The organism is Polynucleobacter sp. 71A-WALBACH (genome assembly GCF_018882365.1).
Lineage (GTDB): Bacteria > Pseudomonadota > Gammaproteobacteria > Burkholderiales > Burkholderiaceae > Polynucleobacter.
In genome coordinates this window covers 126,973-143,004 of the sequence record NZ_JACVOP010000004.1, presented here as the reverse complement: position 1 = coordinate 143,004, position 16,032 = coordinate 126,973, and the positions used below count along the sequence as shown (strand labels likewise).

Here is a 16,032-nt window from a genome sequence, read left to right as displayed (position 1 = left end):
CGATATATGAAACCCTTTAGCAAAAAAGCCAAGATGGCGATTGGTTGGACCATCCTGATGACAGTCATCGGCACAGCTGTGCTGCATCAATGGCAATTCTTTGCTATGGGTTGCGCTTCAATTGCACTGCTACTCGTTGCGAACCACTACGATCTCTTAAAAGATCCTGAAGACAAAAAATAAGGGCCCCATCTTTCGATAGAGGCCCCGCTTAACTTGTTTTTACTAAATACCGCTTCTACAAGACTCTTTTAGAGTGTTGGGTAGTCGGTATATCCCACTTCCGCACCACCATAAAAACTTGCGCGATCATAAGCGTTGAGTGCTGCGCCCTGCTTAAAACGCTCAGCCAAATCTGGATTAGAAATATACAAACGACCGTAGGCTACCGCATCCGCCAGGCCAGCTTCTAAAACAGCCTCGCCCATAGCTTGATCATATCCACCGGCACTAATAAATTTACCTTTGTATGCTGCGCGGAAAATCTCTGAAGTGATTGGCGCCTCCGAGTTCACTTGGTCATTACCACCAGCGCTAGTTGAGCGGGGCTCGATCATATGAACATAAGACAACTGATAGCCATTCAGTTTTTGAATGACTGCATTGAATAAGGCGATTGGATCGCTATCACCCATGTCGTTAAAGTTGCCGTATGGCGACAAGCGCACGCCGATTCGGTCACTTGGGAACACCTTGGTAATAGACTCAATTACCTCACCCAACAAGCGCATACGATTTTCGATTGAGCCACCATACTCATCGCTACGTTGATTGGTTTTATCTTGCAAAAATTGGTCGAGCAAGTAGCCATTCGCGGAATGAATTTCTACACCATCAAAACCTGCTGCCTTTGCATTAGCTGCAGCCAATTCAAAATCCTTCAGCAGGTGGGCAATATCTTCAGCCGTCATCGCCTTTGGAGTTTCATAGTCATGCAACTTCCAATCAGCGCCATAGGTTTGACCAGCAGGTGCAATCGCAGAAGGCGCTTCGGGAGCACCCTGCTCAGGGTGTAAGGAAGAATGAGAAATGCGGCCAACATGCCATAACTGGGCAACCATCTTGCCGCCCTTAGCATGAACTGCATTGACGATTTCTTTCCATGCTGCGGTTTGCTCTGCAGAATAAATTCCAGGGGTTGCTGGGTAGCCTTTTCCGATAGGAGAAATTTGCGTTGCTTCGCTAATGATGAGGCCAGCGCCTGCCCTTTGCTCATAATATGTTTTTGCCAAAGGATTTGGCACATCTCCATCGATAGCACGCATTCTTGTTAGAGGCGCCATCACAAGACGGTTCTTTAATTCAATAGAGCCAAGCTTGATGGGGGTAAACATGATTTCTTTTCCGGACATGAGACTCTTTCTTTTTTTACTGATAAATTATTCAACCATGGACTGTAGCAAGAATGATGCGTTTTTGCTGAGCCCCACTTAATCTTTGCGCAACCCCTTCACTGCACCACGACTACTCTTCGCACCCCTCTTAAAGCGCTCTTGAATGCAATCAGAAAATGCCTGAAACTCCTCCAAGTGAGCGGTAGATGCCCGCGCTACCAAGGCAATTACCCTCTTAGGAGCGGGCGGTGCGAGTGGGCGAGCCTCCAGGCTAGTGCCATTTAATAAGCCACCGCTAACCGCCATCTCTGGGAGCAATGCAATTCCCATTCCCGAATCCACCATCTGCAGAAGCGTTAGCAAACTAGTGGCTTCCATGCCATCTGCATTACGAATATCCGAGCGCTTACAGGCTTGCAGCGTGTGCTCACGCAAGCAATGCCCTTCTTCTAAAAGCAATAATCTCTCAGCCATTTTTGCAGGTAGATGAATCTCCTTCCCCTTGAGGGCTGGATCATCTTCCCTGGCAACCAACCAGAACTCATCATCGAATAACTCTTTAACCAATAATCCTGACGTCTCATATGGCAATGCAATCAGTATGAAATCCAATTGATGCTCAGCCAACCTAGTTAAGAGATTGGCCGTCAGATCCTCGCGTAGAGCAATTTTCAAGCTAGGAAAACGGGTCCGAATGTCCGGCATCACATTTGGCAATAAGAATGGCGCAATCGTTGGAATCACACCAAGTCGAATAGTTCCTGCCATTGGCTTGCCAGCCGCATCCGCATATTCAACCAAATCCTGAGACGAGGCCAGGATCGTCTTAGCCCGCTCAAGAATCTCTAGTCCAATCGGGGTAATGGCCACATTTTGGCGGTCACGCTCTACCAAGCGGACACCCAGGCCATCCTCAAGCTCCTTCAAACCTGCGCTCAAGGTGGATTGACCAACAAAACAAACTTCTGCAGCCCGGGTGAAATTCAGCTCTTGGGCAATTGCTACAAAATAGCGAAGCTGACGTAGTGAAGGTAGAGCAGCCATGGTTTGCAAAAGTCCCTATAATCAATTTATTAGATAAATAATATCATTATTATTTATTGGACTGATCAACTTTTGAGGTTCAGAATTCATTCCATGGTGTTCAAACATCACTGACCAATACATATAAAGGAATGAAAATGGCCCGCCCAGAAATTAAAACCATCCAAAACTTGGAGTCCGCATTTGCAGGTGAATCCATGGCGCATATTAAATATCGCTATTTTGCGAAATTAGCTCGTGCTGCCGGCGATATAGAAACCGCTGAAATCTTTGAGGCAACTGCAGATCAAGAGGTGATGCATGCTTTTGGTCATCTTGATTTGCTCTATCCAGCCAATACCATTACCCCAGCTCGCGCCTTAGAAATTGCGATTGAAGGTGAAACCTATGAGTACACCGAAATGTACCCAAGTTTCCGTAAAACAGCGGTTGATGAAGGCAATGCAGCAGCAGTAGCAGAGATTGATGGACAAATTGCTGAGTCAAAAGAGCATGCCGAGCAATTTCAGGCGATGTTAACGAAAGCAGCAAAACGCTTTGCAGCCTTAGCCAATGTAGAGGAACGTCATGCCAACCACTACAAGAAGGCGCTAGAAAAGGCCAAAGAATTTGCGGCAGCCTGAGCAGGTTCAGAAATAAAGCGGAATTAAATTTAAACTAATCGAATTATCTTTAAGGAAATATCATGAAATCTTGGCAATGTATTGTGTGTGGCTTTATCTATGACGAAGCAAAAGGCTTGCCAGAAGACGGCATTCCCGCAGGAACCGCTTGGGCTGACATCCCCGAAGATTGGGAGTGTCCAGACTGTGGTGTAGCAAAATCTGATTTTGAAATGGTACAAGTATCTTAATTAGTTAACACCATTCAGACTCTGAAACACATCAACTAAACGCAATTTAGCGAAATATTAGGGAACATATTCTTGGATCATCAAAAAGATTTATCTCAGTCGGGCATCGTGATTATTGGTAGCGGTTTAGCAGGCTTTACTGTTATTCGTGAGCTTCGCAAACTTGATAAAACTGTGCCGATTACGCTAGTGACACGTGAGCCAGGCTACTTTTACTCAAAGCCAATGCTCTCTACTGCATTAGCTAGCAACAAGTCTGCAGAGCAATTGGTTTCCACAAATGCTGAAGGTACGGCAGCCCAACTTGAGATGACGATTCTGGGTGATGTAGAGGTATCGTCTATTGATACCACTTCACAGACCATTGAAACCTCCAAAGGAAGTATTGCTTATGGAAAGTTAGTATTAGGCTTAGGCGCAGATCAAATCCGCCTGCCTTTACAAGGCAATGCAGCGAATGAAGTCATCACCGTAAATGATCTGGAAGAATATGCTCAATTTCGCAAAACGATAGAGGGCAAAAAACGCATCGCCATTCTAGGCGCCGGCCTGATTGGCTGCGAGTTTGCAAATGATCTGGTTATGGGATCCTACGAAGTGGATGTCATTGATCTGGCGCCGCAAGCATTAGGACGATTACTTCCCGAGGCAGCGGCGCAAGCACTACAAGCCAAGTTAAGCGAGGCCGGTGTACGCTGGCACTTCGCTACTACTGTGCAATCAATAGATCGCAATGGTGACTCCCTCGCAATCACACTCGCCAACGGATCGACCATTACTAGCGATGTATTTTTATCCGCAGTAGGCTTAAGGCCTCGCCTTGATTTAGCCAAGAACGCGGGAATTGCAACGGATCTGGGCATTACCGTCAATCGCCAATTAGAGACTAGCGCAAAAAATGTATTTGCTATTGGCGACTGCGCCGAAGTGGATGGGCTAGTGCTGCCTTATGTAATGCCTATCATGCAGGCAGCGCGGGCGTTAGCGCCGAATCTACTCGGACAGCTAACCTCCCTCACCTACCCTGCTATGCCAGTGATGGTGAAGACTCCTGCATTGCCAACGATCGTTTCGCCGCCAGCTAAAGGCGCGACTGGTGAATGGAAATTAATTCCCGTGGAAGGCGGCCTTGAGGCACGCTTTGAGTCAAGCGATGGAAAATTGCTTGGCTTTGCCTTGCTTGGATCTGCGACAGCGCAACGTGGTGCCCTCACCAAAGAACTGCCGCCAATACTGCAATAAGGTAGTTATTTACCCATCACCCCAATAGTTTTTATTGGATTAAAAAAGGCCCGCGATTGCGGGCCTTTTTTAATGCTCTACAGCGGTTTGTTTATGAAACGATGACAAACCAGGTTGAGTTATGTGATTGAGCAACCATCAAAAACAACATTGGAATAGAGAGCATAGTGTTGAAACGTGAAGTCAACATTGCAATGCGTGCAGACTTAGCTTTAACATCTGGCTCAACAGCAACGATACCTAGGGCACGTTTTTGGTTTGGCCAAATGATGAACCAAACGTTGAAAGCCATTACCAAAGCAATCCACATACCTAAACCGATTGCGCGAAATGGCGCCTGCAAGGTAAATGCTTGATGTGCATAACCATTTAACACAGCCAAGATTAAACCGCTAACAACAGTAAACAAGGCCGCCCAACGGAACCAAAACAATGCTGTTGGAGCAATCACTTTTCCAATAGCAGGCTTTTGCTCATCTGGAATTTTTGGCATGGAAGGAATTTGCACAAAATTAAAGTACCAAAGCAAACCAATCCACATCACGCCAACCATCACGTGAGTCCAGCGGAACAAGAATGGCAATTCAATAGAGCTCAGGTTTGCACCCAATGCCAAAACAATTAAAACGAGAAGCACAAAACCAGCTAAAACTGTGCGCCCTAATGAGGTAAATATAGATGACATAAAAACTTTCTAATAAAAATGAATATATCTACAGGGATTAAGCAAAATTCTTGCTAGCAAAATCCCAATTAACTACATTCCAGAAATTTTCTAAGTATTTTGGACGAGCATTACGAGTATCAATGTAATAGGCATGTTCCCAAACATCACAAGTCATCAATGGCTTAGCATCCGTAGTTAACGGTGTAGCGGCATTGCTTGTGGAAACTAACTCTAGGGATCCATCCGCCTTTTTAACCAACCAAGCCCAACCAGATCCAAAGGTACCTACTGCGCACTTCGCGAACTCTTCCTTGAACTTATCAAAAGAGCCCCACTTAGCGTTGATAGCATCTGCCAAGGGACCAGCTGGAGCGCCGCCACCATTTGGCTTCATGCTATTCCAGTAAAAAGTATGGTTCCATACTTGAGCTGCGTTATTGAAAACACCGCCAGCAGATTTTTTAACAATGTCTTCTAAGGAGAGATTTTCAAACTCGGTACCTTTAATCAAATTATTTAAATTGGTAACGTAAGTTTGATGGTGTTTGCCATAGTGAAACTCGAGGGTTTCTTTTGAGATGAATGGTGAAAGCGCATCCAATGGGTAAGGCAGCTGAGGTAATGTGTGTTCCATCATTTTTTCCTTGTAAGACGTATTAATAGGTAGCCAAGCAGCTTATTCGCCCTAACTATAGACGATTATGGCGATTTTGTTTGAGCATGAAAATTGGGGATTCGACTAAGTCACCCCCCATCAGATTACTGGGCTGTCCAGCCACCATCCATGTTCCAAGCCACTCCCCGTACCTCAGAAGCATCGGGACCGCAGAGGAAAATCGCCAATGCCGCCAATTGCTCTGGAGCCACGAATTCGCCTGAAGGCTGCTTTTCAGAAACCAAGGCTATTTTGGCCTCTTCATTCGATATCCCGTCGCGCTCCGCACGCGCATCCACTTGCTTTTGAACTAAGGGTGTAAGAACCCATCCCGGGCAAATCGCATTACAAGTAATTCCGGTTTTGGCATTCTCAAGAGCGGTTACTTTGGTTAAGCCAACGATGCCATGCTTAGCAGCTACATAAGCCGATTTTTGTGTAGAACCCACCAAACCATGTACTGAGGCGATATTAATAATGCGGCCCCAATTACGTTTCTTCATTCCAGGCAAGGCATAGTGGGATGTGTAGAAGGCTGAGCTTAAGTTAATAGCAATGATCGATTCCCATTTGTCAACTGGAAAATCTTCAACATTAGCCGTGTACTGAATGCCCGCGTTGTTCACTAATATATCTAGTGAGCCAAAGCGCTTTTCAGTTTGAAGAATGAGATCCTCAATTTCCGCAGGCTTGCTCATATCGGCGCCGTGATAATCCACCTCAACACCGCATGCTTTAATTGCCGCAATGGCGGCATCTTTTTCACCAAAGCCATTCACCATAATATTGGCACCCTGCTTTGCTAATCCGATAGCCATTGCCAAACCAATACCGCTAGTTGAGCCAGTGACAAGAGCTGTTTTACCTTTTAAATTAGACATGATTGTCCTCTCGAGATTTTGACAAGAAAAATATAGGATACAACGGAAGAATTTAAATTAGATGAAGCCAGTGTCCCAATTGGTGCCAAACGCTAGTGGGTACCAGGGTTAGGAGCCAAGTCATCGTGAGATAGCGCAGTAGCTTACCGATAAACATATAAACCAGGCAAGGCGCCCAAGGCAGCCTGAGCCACCCTGCAGCCAAACACAGGGGATCGCCAAAGCCAGGCAACCAAGAAAACAGAAGCATCTTAGGGCCCCGCTCTTCTAGCCAGCGCTGCATTCTGCTATTAGAGGGTCCCTTGAGGGATTCAAAGCTATTGCGACTAAGTAGCCCAAGCCACCAATCAAACATGCCCCCCAAAGTATTGCCAACAGTAGCTACAAAAATAGCAATCCAATATAAATTAGGATTTAAAGTGGTGTAGCCAAAGAGTATGGGCTCGGAACCTATGGGTAACAAAGTTGCAGAGACAAAGGCGCTAATAAATACCGCCGGCAAACCCACTGATGGCATCCCCACGAAGTCGAATAGCTGACTCAGCATTTGCTCCATTACGCAAAGACTCCAGGGGGACTAGCAATTAAAGACTGAATCATCCCTCAAGTATGCCCCAAGAGGTGTTCAGGCTAATTTTGAGCGCGATACTTGGTATGCGTTTTGACTCTCCCGCAATTCCGAATTCTTGCTTAAACTAGAGGTATTCAGATATTCACCCATTTATTCACCTTTTTGAATTGTAAATACCCTTATGAATCATCCCATTCCGAAGCCGGATCAATATCAAGACATGCGTGAAGCCTTACGCGACCTTTGCGGTAGTTTTGACTCCGCATATTGGCAAAAGGTAGATCACGAAAGAGCTTACCCAGAAGCATTTGTTGATGCCATGGCTCAAGCTGGCTGGTTGGCGGCATTAATCCCTGAAGAATATGGCGGTTCAGGCTTAGGCCTTGCCGAAGCCTCCGTCATCATGGAAGAAATTAACTTTTCCGGCGGGAATGCCGGCTCTTGTCATGGTCAGATGTACAACATGGGTACTTTATTGCGTCATGGCTCCGATGTGCAAAAGAAGCTTTATTTACCAAAGATCGCCACTGGTGAGCTGCGCTTACAGACTATGGCAGTGACTGAGCCAAGCACTGGCACCGATACCACCAAACTTAAAACCACTGCAGTTAAAAAGGGCGATAAGTATGTCGTGAATGGTCAGAAAGTATGGATCTCACGCATCCAACATTCAGACCTCATGATTTTGCTGGCAAGAACTACTCCCTTAGCGGAAGTCACTAAAAAATCGGAAGGCATGTCGATTTTTATCGTTGATCTCAAAGAGGCAATTGGTAAGGGCATGGCTATCCAGCCGATTGCTAATATGGTCAATCACGAAACTAATGAAGTGTTCTTTGATAACTTAGAGATCCCTGCTGAGAATTTGATTGGTGAAGAAGGCAAAGGATTTAAATATATTCTCGATGGTCTTAATGCTGAGCGCACTCTAATTGCTGCTGAGTGTATCGGTGATGCCTACTGGTTTGTGGATAAGGCGCGTCGCTATGCCAATGAGCGGGTTGTATTTGATCGTCCGATTGGTAAGAACCAAGGTATTCAGTTTCCGATTGCAGATTCTTATATTGAGACCGAAGCGGCTAACCTGATGCGCTTTAAAGCCTGCGAGCTTTTTGATGCTAATCAACCCTGCGGCGCTGAATCCAATATGGCTAAGTACCTTGCTGCTAAAGCCTCTTGGGAAGCGGCTAACGTATGTTTACAAACTCATGGTGGCTTTGGTTTTGCCAATGAATATGATGTCGAGCGTAAGTTCCGAGAAACCCGCCTCTACCAGGTGGCACCAATTTCAACCAACTTGATCTACTCCTATATGGCCGAGCATGTTCTAGGTCTACCCCGCTCTTTCTAATACTTCAGACCCTTTCATTTATTCAGCTTTTCTTGGACAAGTAATTACATGAGCATTCGCCCCTTAGATGGCATCACCGTTATTTCTCTGGAGCATGCCATTGCGGCTCCTTTTTGTACACGCCAATTAGCTGATTTGGGCGCACGCGTTATTAAGATAGAGCGACCTGGTGCTGGTGACTTTGCCCGCGCCTATGATGAACGCGTCAATGGCATGTCATCGCATTTCACCTGGGTGAATCGCTCCAAAGAAAGTTTGACCTTAGATCTTAAACAGGAATCCGCATTAACCGCATTGAAGGCACTTCTAAAAACTGCGGATGTGCTGGTGCAAAACTTGGCTCCCGGTGCGGCGGCACGCATGGGGCTAACTGCAGAACTATTGCAGAAAGACAATCCAGGCTTAATTTTGTGCGATATCTCAGGCTATGGAAATAATGGGCCTTACCGCGATAAAAAGGCCTATGACTTACTGATTCAAAGTGAGGCAGGGTTTTTGTCTGTTACTGGCACCCCAGAAACTCCGAGCAAAGCGGGTAACTCGATCGCTGATATTGCTGCGGGTATGTATGCCTATACCAATGTTCTCGCCGCGCTTCTACAAAGAGGCAAGACTGGCAAAGGATCTACGATCGACGTTTCTATGCTCGAATCCCTAGGTGAATGGATGAGCTACCCCCTTTACTACGCCTATGAAGGCGCCACCCCTCCCCCTCGCAATAGCGCATCTCATGCCACGATTTATCCCTATGGACCATTTAAGGCGGGTGATGGCGGCACTGTCATGCTGGGGCTACAGAACGATCGTGAGTGGGTTTTATTTTGCGAGGTAGTCCTTGAGAATCAAGCCCTTGCAAAAGATGAACGTTTTGATAAAAACTTCAAACGCAATGAAAGGCGAGAGGAACTACTCTCCATTATTGATACTTGTTTTAGCAAACTGACAACCGAGCAAGTAATCGCAAAACTCGATCAAGCTCAAATCGCTAATGCCCGCCTAAATGATATGCAGGGTTTATGGAATCACGACCAACTCAAAGCAAGAGAACGTTGGGTGCAAGTGGAATCGCCTGTAGGGCCTGTTCCAGCCATGCTGCCTCCTGGCAGCAATAACAGCTTCGACTACCGTATGGACGCAATCCCATCAGTAGGTCAGCATACCAATTCGATCTTAGCCGAGCTGGGTATTACAGCAAGCGAGATTGAGGCAATGCGCGCGCAAGGGGCGATTTAAAGCAAAGGTGATGCTAAGTGAGCAGCGTTCTCTAAGAGAACATGCCAGCGCGGTCGCTTAGCCCATCTCGCTGGATCCACCATATCGGATTGAGCCAAGTAGGACTCAATTAAGGTCTCGAGTTTGGCGCAAAACTCATCGTTGTATACGATCAAGCTGATTTCAAAATTGAGGCGCAAGCTACGTTGATCAAAATTCACCGAGCCAAAAATCGCTATACGCTTATCTATTAATAAGCTCTTCGTGTGCAACAGGCCACCATGAAATTCAGCGATATTGATACCAGCGCTCATGAGGTCGGCATAAAAACTACGACTACTCCAGGCAACTAGTGTGGAATCATTTAATTTAGGAACGATTAAGGTTACTTTCACACCGCGACCAGCCGCCGCCATCAGTGCCTGAATCAACCCATCATCCGGACCAAAATAAGGTGTAGTGATTGTTAGCTCCTCACGCGCATCCATGATGGCTGAGAGCAGCACTTGGTACAAAATATCGTCACGGTACACAGGCCCCGAAGAAAACTCCTGGGCCAATACCTGCCCTTCAGTTGCCGCTGGTGCTGGAGCCACCTCACTAAAGTGCCCAATCTTGGGATTGTCTACACTCCAGTCAAATGAGAATGTCAGCTCAAACTGAGATGCGACCGGACCTTGAATTCTAACCATCGCATCCACCCACTCGCCCACGCCTGAGTCCTGCTTGAAGGTGCGAGGATCCACCATATTCATACTGCCAGTCCAAACGATGGTGTTATCAATCACAAATATTTTGCGATGTAGTCTGAGATCAGCGCGGCGAAATTGGAAGCGGCCAATCTGAATTGGCAACGCCTCAGTCACCTGAATGCCAGCATTTCTGAAGCGTGCGGGCCAGCTTGATTTAAACCAATCTTTACTGCCCAAAGAATCTAGCAGCACCTTGCAAACTACCCCACGTTTTGCAGCCGCTATCAAGGCCTCGCCCACCCGATCGGCATCACCACCTAGAGCCCAAATATAAAACTCTAAATGCAGCGTGTTCTTTGCTTGATTAATCTCATCAATAAAATACTGCAAGATTGACAAGGAGCTGGTGAATAACTCAATCTGATTACCTGCGATTACGGGGGAGCCATTCTTCGACTCCGCTAATAGGCTTAAGGCTCTGCCCTCAACCGGAAGTAACTGCTTATCAGACTGATAGCGCTGCCGCATACTTGCGGTGATATCCGCATACTCCTTATCCATACGAATAATTTTTCGAGTTAGCTTGCGACCCACAGGACGCTCACCAATCAAAATATATAAACCGATTCCGACTAATGGAAGCAGAATCACAATCAAAAACCAAGCGAGTACGACGCCTACGGGCCTCCTGACGGAAATCAAGCGGAATCCAAACAGAATCACAATGACAGCATGAACAATTGGAACCCAAATTAATGAGAAACCAAAAATAGACCCCAATAGATAATTTAAAATACTCATAAGATTTCCAGTTCCGCAGTAATGCCTAGGTGATCAGATAATTTCAGCCATTCATACAACACTTCTGCAGAATGAATTTTTAAGCCCCGCACATAAATTCGATCCATTGGAAGCATCGGCTTCACGCTTGGAAAGGTTTTTGCAGGCGCGCCAGTGAGAACCTCAAAAACTTCATTGAATCCCGCCGCTTGCATGGGTGCGCTCACGCGATTGCGCCAATCATTAAAGTCGCCCGCCACAATGGTTGGGCCGCCGCCCGCAAGAGAGTCAATGTAATGAATAATTTCTTCTAATTGACGCTCTCTCCCTCTTTCAAATAAAGCCAAGTGAACGCAAAAACAATGAATCGGTGTTGCCACACCCTCTAATTGAGTAACACTGTGGAGTAAACCACGCCTCTCAAATCGATAAGCAGAGATGTCGTAGTTTTCACCTTTATGCAATGGTCTTTTAGAAAGAATTGCATTGCCATGATGGCCATCTGGATACTCGACGTTTTTACCGTAATGCCAATCATGCCAAAAGTCTTCGGATAAAAAATGGGTCAGCTCTGTCAGCGGCCATTGACCAAATCGCCTGATCCGCCCTCGGTGCTCTTGTTGAAGCTCTTGCAAGAAGAGTAGATCTGGATGGTGACTACGCATTTTTTGGCGTAGTTCGTAAATAGTGGATCTTCTGTGCAAGGGAGATAAGCCCTTGTGCACATTCATGGTGATGACACTAAAGCGGCCTAACTGCATTTGCGTCATTAAAACTGTCCCGCAGCGCGTTGGCGTCGTACGCGCGCTAAATAGATTTCACCTTCAACTAAGTCTTGGCACTGCATGCACTTGTTACAAATAGAGGCCTGCTCTCGCAACTCCTCTATCGAGTCGATCGGATGCCCGTCGAGATATTCACGAAGATCTACATCGAGAACCTCATTGCAGAGGCAAATGACTTCGGCCATGAGTTAAAAAAGGGGAATTGTTTGCATTTATGCTATTTTGCCACCCCCTTGCTAGAATCAAGCCCATGTTTACGACCTTTCAGGATGCCTTTGGACTGCTGGTGCATTTAGATGCAGGGGTTATTGGCATCGTACTGGTCTCACTTCAAGTCAGCTTGAGCGCTTTGCTACTGGGCACTTTGCTTGGCCTTCCTATTGGCGCCCTTCTGGCCACAGAGGAATTTAGAGGCAAAAAGCCAATTACAGTCACCTTAAACACCTTAATGGGGGTTCCGACAGTCATCGTTGGCGTGGTGGTCTACCTTTTACTCTCCCGTACAGGGCCTTTAGGCGTGTGGGGATGGCTTTTTACACCCAAGGGCATGATCCTGGCTCAAACACTGCTGACAACCCCCTTAATTGCCGCCCTAAGTCGCCAAATCCTGGAAGATTCCTGGAGAATTCATCGAGATTCCTTTTTAGCGCTACGTTTGCCTAGAATTTCAGCGCTCAAATGGCTTATTTGGGACTGCCGCTTTTCCCTCACTATTGCCATCCTAGCGGGACTAGCCAGAGCGATATCCGAGGTAGGTGCCGTCATGATTGTTGGCGGCAACATTGATCACTCCACCCGCACAATGACTACAGCAATTGCCCTAGAAACCAGCAAGGGAGACCTGCCTTTAGCCTTGGCCTTAGGTATCGTTCTACTAGCAATTGTGCTGCTAGCAAATCTATTTACCTTTGCAGTTCGCCAAATCGCGGAGCGTCGCTATGGCTAAGTTACCTGAAGAATTTAATCAATTCATAGAGCTGAAGAATGTGATCGTTAAAAGCGATGGCCGAATCATTTTGGATATTCCCCACGCTTTGATTCCAACTGATCGCATTTGCGCCTGCATTGGCCCCAATGGCGCAGGCAAAACGACGCTACTTAAACTGCTTGATGGCTTAATTCAGCCTGACTCTGGAACGGTGAACTATTCAGCGGAAGATATCCGCTCATCCCTAGTTTTGCACCATACCCCCATGATCAAGGCTTCAGCGAGAACGAATCTTGCCATGGTCCAGGACTCAGACTCCTCAATTGACTCAGCAGACATTGAGACAGTATTAAAGCAAGTTGGCTTGAGTCATCTTGCCAGAAGTCCTGCTCATAAGCTCTCAGCAGGCGAGAGGCAAAAACTGTGTTTAGGAAGGGCCATTTTGCAAAAACCAAATTTGGTTTTGCTTGATGAACCCACCGCAAATTTAGATCCTAACGCTACTGAGCAGGTTGAAGAATTGATTCGTCAGTTTCAGATGAGTGGCAGTAATGTGCTTTTTACCTCACATCAACTTGCACAAGTACAAAGATTGGCTGAATATATCATCTTCATTGATCAAGGGCAGATAAAAGAAAAAGGACCCGTAGGTCCTTTCTTTGCCGATCCTCAAACACAAGCAGCTAAACGCTACCTACATCAAGAGTTGCTCGCGAACTAACTACTTTGCCGCCGGTGCTGGTGCCGGAGCTGTAGCTGGTGGCGGCACAGCCGCAGCAGCCACTGGTGCAACAAACGGTGGCGGAGCTACACAGGCTGCCGGCGCTGCAGTACCAGCAAGCTTAAAGCGATCAGCCACTTTATTTTGAGCTTGGCACAGTTGATATGCACCAACTTTATCGCCATAAGCAGCCTTTGCTTTTGCTAAGGTTGCAGCTTCTTGTGCCTCAGGCGATAGCGGAGGCAGTGTGGCAAATGCAGCGGCAGTTGCAAATGAACAGAGTGTGAAAGCGATGATTTTTTTCATGGCTTTGTCCTTATTTATTAATCTTGTTGTACCAAATTTCATGGTGTTCTTTAGCCCAGGTTGCATCAACATAGCCATCCTTCATACCATCGATCGAGCCTTGCATACCAATCGTACCAATATAGATGTGACCCATTGCCATCGTTGTCATCAAAATAGCAGCAGAGCTATGAATAATATTGGCTAATTGCATAGTGCCACGCAAGTATTGGACATCCATGAATGGCACGATCATATCCAGCACAAATCCTGAGGCAGAAATAATCAAACCTAGGAATACCATGCCAAACCAGAACCAGAATTTCTCACCAAAGTTAAAGAAACCAGCTGGCACATGCTTACCAGAGAAAATTCCACCAAAGGACATTAACCAAGCCATATCGCCTTCTCCAAAAATATTCTTGCGAACAAAGAGGAAGAAGAAAATCACAATACTTAAAGTAAATAAGGGGCCAACAAAGTTATGAATATTCTTACAAACCATCAAGAATGATCCATAAGCTGCGCCACCCATTAAAGGCATCGCAAAGTATTTTCCGTACAAAATTAATAGACCAGTAAATGCAAGGGCAATAAAGCTAAATGCCATAGTCCAATGAGTGAGGCGATCAAAGCCATTGAAGCGTTTGATCTTAATACCGGATAAAGGAGCATGCAACTTGATTGGGCCTTTAAACATGTACATTGCAATCACACCAAAGAATGCAATAGCCAATAGCCAGCCACCATAGACAGTAATCACGCCATTACGGATCAAGCGCCATTGCTGACCAGAGCGCTGAATTAAAACACTCGCCTCTTTGTCTGGAATGCTGACGTAGTTATAAGGGTCGCTATTGGCCGTATCCCAAATTGCACCTTCTTTAGGCGCTGTATTTGCCGGCTGCGATTGAGCTTGAGTTCCGTTAGGAATGGTATTGAGATTCTTAGGAAAATCAATTCCGCTTGGACTTGGCAATGGCTGCATTGGCGCGCGTTCCGCCAAGCTAACACCACTTAATAAGCTCAGTGATACGCCCAGAGCCAATATCCAGGAGCGACTAACACTTGAAAATGATCGATTCATACAAATATCCTTAAACGTTTTCGTTTTATTTATTGTTGTTTAACTGATCACTTAGCGCGTGAATACTCAGATTGCTTCTGATTGCGCTTGTTAATCGCCTCCGTCCAACTTGCTTGATCGCCTGGAGTCCAGCCTTTGGTCATGAATCCATTGTCAGCACCCATGTAAGGAGCGACATCAGGACGCTTTGCAGCTTTCGCCGCAATTTCAGGAGGCTCCGAGCAAGCAGCTAATAAAGCACCAGCCGCTAAACATAAACCGAGAGTTTTGAAATTTAATTTCATGACTTTGCTCCTGGAATTTTGTCAGCAGGTGTTGGCGTAGGTGCAGGAGATCCAGAAGGACCATAAGCAGTAGACCAACCAAAAATATCGTTACTTGGATATCTGCCGTTAGCCTCACGAATTGAAACTCGTTTAGCGTAAATAGTAGAAATCACTTCACTATCTCCACCAATCAAAGCTTTGGTTGAACACATCTCAGCGCATAAAGGCAACTTGCCTTCTGCCAAGCGGTTACGTCCATATTTTTCAAACTCGGCAACGCTTCCGTTGGCTTCAGGGCCACCACTACAGAATGTGCACTTATCCATTTTGCTACGGGAACCAAAAGCCCCCTTGCTCAAGAACTGAGGCGCTCCAAATGGGCAGGCAAATGAGCAGTAGCCACAACCGATACAAATATCTTTGTCATGCAAAACCACACCTTCATCGGTACGGTAGAAGCAATCCACTGGACAGACGGCCATACAAGGCGCATCCGAACAATGCATGCAAGCAACTGAGACAGATTTCTCTTGGCCAATTACGCCGTCATTCACCGTAACAACACGGCGACGAGTAATACCCCAAGGAACTTCATTTTCGTTTTTACAAGCAGTGACACAGCCGTTGCACTCAATGCATCGCTCTGTATCGCAAATAAATTTCATTCTTGCCATGGTG

The 16,032-nt window shown here is 46.2% G+C and carries 21 protein-coding genes; 8 read left to right on the top strand and 13 right to left on the bottom strand.

Annotated elements, in window-relative coordinates:
- Positions 1–6: 6 nt before the first annotated feature.
- Complete coding sequence (locus tag ICN42_RS11415) at positions 7–183, top strand: hypothetical protein (RefSeq protein ID WP_216254928.1); 177 nt, start codon at positions 7–9, stop codon at positions 181–183.
- Positions 184–251: 68 nt separating this feature from the next.
- Here ICN42_RS11415 and ICN42_RS11410 read toward each other — a convergent pair whose 3' ends face one another.
- Positions 252–1,352: an alkene reductase gene (locus tag ICN42_RS11410; protein WP_216254925.1), complete on the bottom strand. Its 1,101-nt coding sequence runs from the start codon at positions 1,350–1,352 to the stop codon at positions 252–254.
- Positions 1,353–1,430: 78 nt separating this feature from the next.
- Positions 1,431–2,378 carry a hydrogen peroxide-inducible genes activator gene (locus ICN42_RS11405; protein ID WP_216254922.1) on the bottom strand — a complete coding sequence of 316 codons (948 nt, stop codon included), beginning with the start codon at positions 2,376–2,378 and terminating at the stop codon, positions 1,431–1,433.
- A 137-nt stretch (positions 2,379–2,515) separates the two neighbouring features.
- On the opposite strand from ICN42_RS11405, the gene ICN42_RS11400 reads away from it, so the two are divergent.
- The 3 genes from ICN42_RS11400 (at position 2,516) to ICN42_RS11390 (ending at position 4,473) form a co-directional block, all read left to right on the top strand.
- Positions 2,516–3,001, top strand: coding sequence for a rubrerythrin family protein (locus ICN42_RS11400; protein WP_216254918.1), 486 nt, complete (start codon positions 2,516–2,518; stop codon positions 2,999–3,001).
- Between the two features lie 62 nt (positions 3,002–3,063).
- Complete coding sequence (locus ICN42_RS11395) at positions 3,064–3,231, top strand: rubredoxin (protein WP_215385997.1); 168 nt, start codon at positions 3,064–3,066, stop codon at positions 3,229–3,231.
- 72 nt (positions 3,232–3,303) lie between these two features.
- Complete coding sequence (locus tag ICN42_RS11390) at positions 3,304–4,473, top strand: NAD(P)/FAD-dependent oxidoreductase (RefSeq protein WP_216254916.1); 1,170 nt, start codon at positions 3,304–3,306, stop codon at positions 4,471–4,473.
- Between the two features lie 91 nt (positions 4,474–4,564).
- Here ICN42_RS11390 and ICN42_RS11385 read toward each other — a convergent pair whose 3' ends face one another.
- From ICN42_RS11385 to ICN42_RS11370, 4 genes are all read right to left on the bottom strand, one after another.
- The gene (locus tag ICN42_RS11385; protein WP_216254913.1) at positions 4,565–5,158 is read right to left on the bottom strand and encodes a urate hydroxylase PuuD; all 594 of its coding nucleotides are present in this window, start codon (positions 5,156–5,158) and stop codon (positions 4,565–4,567) included.
- Between the two features lie 37 nt (positions 5,159–5,195).
- Positions 5,196–5,774 (bottom strand): superoxide dismutase, encoded by a 579-nt coding sequence (gene sodB / locus ICN42_RS11380; RefSeq protein ID WP_216254908.1) that lies wholly within the window; start codon positions 5,772–5,774, stop codon positions 5,196–5,198.
- A gap of 125 nt (positions 5,775–5,899) precedes the next feature.
- Complete coding sequence (locus ICN42_RS11375; protein ID WP_216254906.1) at positions 5,900–6,676, bottom strand: 3-hydroxybutyrate dehydrogenase; 777 nt, start codon at positions 6,674–6,676, stop codon at positions 5,900–5,902.
- 52 nt (positions 6,677–6,728) lie between these two features.
- Positions 6,729–7,232, bottom strand: a complete 504-nt coding sequence (locus tag ICN42_RS11370; RefSeq protein ID WP_216254901.1) for a YqaA family protein — start codon at positions 7,230–7,232, stop codon at positions 6,729–6,731.
- A 196-nt stretch (positions 7,233–7,428) separates the two neighbouring features.
- On the opposite strand from ICN42_RS11370, the gene ICN42_RS11365 reads away from it, so the two are divergent.
- On the top strand, positions 7,429–8,598 hold the full coding sequence (locus ICN42_RS11365; RefSeq protein ID WP_216254899.1) for an acyl-CoA dehydrogenase family protein: 1,170 nt from the start codon (positions 7,429–7,431) through the stop codon (positions 8,596–8,598).
- A 48-nt stretch (positions 8,599–8,646) separates the two neighbouring features.
- A complete protein-coding gene (locus tag ICN42_RS11360) occupies positions 8,647–9,831 on the top strand; it encodes a CaiB/BaiF CoA-transferase family protein (protein ID WP_216254897.1) in 1,185 nt (394 codons plus the stop codon).
- On the opposite strand, the gene cls is transcribed toward ICN42_RS11360, so the two are convergent.
- Genes cls through ICN42_RS11345 form a run of 3 tightly spaced genes read right to left on the bottom strand, consistent with a single transcriptional unit; the run spans position 9,828 to position 12,252 of the window.
- Complete coding sequence (gene cls / locus ICN42_RS11355) at positions 9,828–11,303, bottom strand: cardiolipin synthase (RefSeq protein ID WP_216254893.1); 1,476 nt, start codon at positions 11,301–11,303, stop codon at positions 9,828–9,830. The genes ICN42_RS11360 and cls overlap by 4 nt on opposite strands.
- The gene (locus ICN42_RS11350; RefSeq protein ID WP_216254889.1) at positions 11,300–12,052 is read right to left on the bottom strand and encodes an endonuclease/exonuclease/phosphatase family protein; all 753 of its coding nucleotides are present in this window, start codon (positions 12,050–12,052) and stop codon (positions 11,300–11,302) included. Before ICN42_RS11350 ends, cls begins: the two co-directional genes overlap by 4 nt.
- The gene (locus tag ICN42_RS11345) at positions 12,052–12,252 is read right to left on the bottom strand and encodes a hypothetical protein (RefSeq protein WP_216254887.1); all 201 of its coding nucleotides are present in this window, start codon (positions 12,250–12,252) and stop codon (positions 12,052–12,054) included. The genes ICN42_RS11350 and ICN42_RS11345 overlap by 1 nt, the downstream gene beginning before the upstream one ends.
- A gap of 65 nt (positions 12,253–12,317) precedes the next feature.
- Here ICN42_RS11345 and ICN42_RS11340 point away from each other — a divergent pair, with 65 nt between their 5' ends.
- The gene (locus ICN42_RS11340) at positions 12,318–13,013 is read left to right on the top strand and encodes an ABC transporter permease (RefSeq protein ID WP_216254884.1); all 696 of its coding nucleotides are present in this window, start codon (positions 12,318–12,320) and stop codon (positions 13,011–13,013) included.
- On the top strand, positions 13,006–13,716 hold the full coding sequence (locus ICN42_RS11335; protein ID WP_216254882.1) for an ATP-binding cassette domain-containing protein: 711 nt from the start codon (positions 13,006–13,008) through the stop codon (positions 13,714–13,716). Before ICN42_RS11340 ends, ICN42_RS11335 begins: the two co-directional genes overlap by 8 nt.
- On the opposite strand, the gene ICN42_RS11330 is transcribed toward ICN42_RS11335, so the two are convergent.
- The 4 genes from ICN42_RS11330 to fdh3B are packed head-to-tail and all read right to left on the bottom strand — an operon-like array spanning position 13,717 to position 16,028.
- Positions 13,717–14,022, bottom strand: coding sequence for a hypothetical protein (locus ICN42_RS11330; RefSeq protein WP_216254879.1), 306 nt, complete (start codon positions 14,020–14,022; stop codon positions 13,717–13,719).
- 10 nt (positions 14,023–14,032) lie between these two features.
- Positions 14,033–15,088 (bottom strand): formate dehydrogenase subunit gamma, encoded by a 1,056-nt coding sequence (locus ICN42_RS11325; RefSeq protein ID WP_216254875.1) that lies wholly within the window; start codon positions 15,086–15,088, stop codon positions 14,033–14,035.
- 47 nt (positions 15,089–15,135) lie between these two features.
- Entirely contained in the window at positions 15,136–15,372 is a 237-nt protein-coding gene (locus ICN42_RS11320; protein ID WP_216254872.1) for a hypothetical protein, read from the bottom strand.
- Entirely contained in the window at positions 15,369–16,028 is a 660-nt protein-coding gene (gene fdh3B, locus ICN42_RS11315) for a formate dehydrogenase FDH3 subunit beta (RefSeq protein WP_216254868.1), read from the bottom strand. Before fdh3B ends, ICN42_RS11320 begins: the two co-directional genes overlap by 4 nt.
- Positions 16,029–16,032 lie beyond the last annotated feature (4 nt).

Coding starts and splice junctions, on each gene's coding strand:
- ICN42_RS11415 (WP_216254928.1), top strand. CDS start 7: ATGAAACCCTTTAGCAAAAAAGCCAAGATGGCGATTGGTTGGACCATC.
- ICN42_RS11410 (WP_216254925.1), bottom strand. CDS start 1,352: ATGTCCGGAAAAGAAATCATGTTTACCCCCATCAAGCTTGGCTCTATT.
- ICN42_RS11405 (WP_216254922.1), bottom strand. CDS start 2,378: ATGGCTGCTCTACCTTCACTACGTCAGCTTCGCTATTTTGTAGCAATT.
- ICN42_RS11400 (WP_216254918.1), top strand. CDS start 2,516: ATGGCCCGCCCAGAAATTAAAACCATCCAAAACTTGGAGTCCGCATTT.
- ICN42_RS11395 (WP_215385997.1), top strand. CDS start 3,064: ATGAAATCTTGGCAATGTATTGTGTGTGGCTTTATCTATGACGAAGCA.
- ICN42_RS11385 (WP_216254913.1), bottom strand. CDS start 5,158: ATGTCATCTATATTTACCTCATTAGGGCGCACAGTTTTAGCTGGTTTT.
- sodB (WP_216254908.1), bottom strand. CDS start 5,774: ATGGAACACACATTACCTCAGCTGCCTTACCCATTGGATGCGCTTTCA.
- ICN42_RS11375 (WP_216254906.1), bottom strand. CDS start 6,676: ATGTCTAATTTAAAAGGTAAAACAGCTCTTGTCACTGGCTCAACTAGC.
- ICN42_RS11370 (WP_216254901.1), bottom strand. CDS start 7,232: ATGGAGCAAATGCTGAGTCAGCTATTCGACTTCGTGGGGATGCCATCA.
- ICN42_RS11365 (WP_216254899.1), top strand. CDS start 7,429: ATGAATCATCCCATTCCGAAGCCGGATCAATATCAAGACATGCGTGAA.
- ICN42_RS11360 (WP_216254897.1), top strand. CDS start 8,647: ATGAGCATTCGCCCCTTAGATGGCATCACCGTTATTTCTCTGGAGCAT.
- cls (WP_216254893.1), bottom strand. CDS start 11,303: ATGAGTATTTTAAATTATCTATTGGGGTCTATTTTTGGTTTCTCATTA.
- ICN42_RS11350 (WP_216254889.1), bottom strand. CDS start 12,052: ATGACGCAAATGCAGTTAGGCCGCTTTAGTGTCATCACCATGAATGTG.
- ICN42_RS11345 (WP_216254887.1), bottom strand. CDS start 12,252: ATGGCCGAAGTCATTTGCCTCTGCAATGAGGTTCTCGATGTAGATCTT.
- ICN42_RS11340 (WP_216254884.1), top strand. CDS start 12,318: ATGTTTACGACCTTTCAGGATGCCTTTGGACTGCTGGTGCATTTAGAT.
- ICN42_RS11335 (WP_216254882.1), top strand. CDS start 13,006: ATGGCTAAGTTACCTGAAGAATTTAATCAATTCATAGAGCTGAAGAAT.
- ICN42_RS11330 (WP_216254879.1), bottom strand. CDS start 14,022: ATGAAAAAAATCATCGCTTTCACACTCTGTTCATTTGCAACTGCCGCT.
- ICN42_RS11325 (WP_216254875.1), bottom strand. CDS start 15,088: ATGAATCGATCATTTTCAAGTGTTAGTCGCTCCTGGATATTGGCTCTG.
- ICN42_RS11320 (WP_216254872.1), bottom strand. CDS start 15,372: ATGAAATTAAATTTCAAAACTCTCGGTTTATGTTTAGCGGCTGGTGCT.
- fdh3B (WP_216254868.1), bottom strand. CDS start 16,028: ATGGCAAGAATGAAATTTATTTGCGATACAGAGCGATGCATTGAGTGC.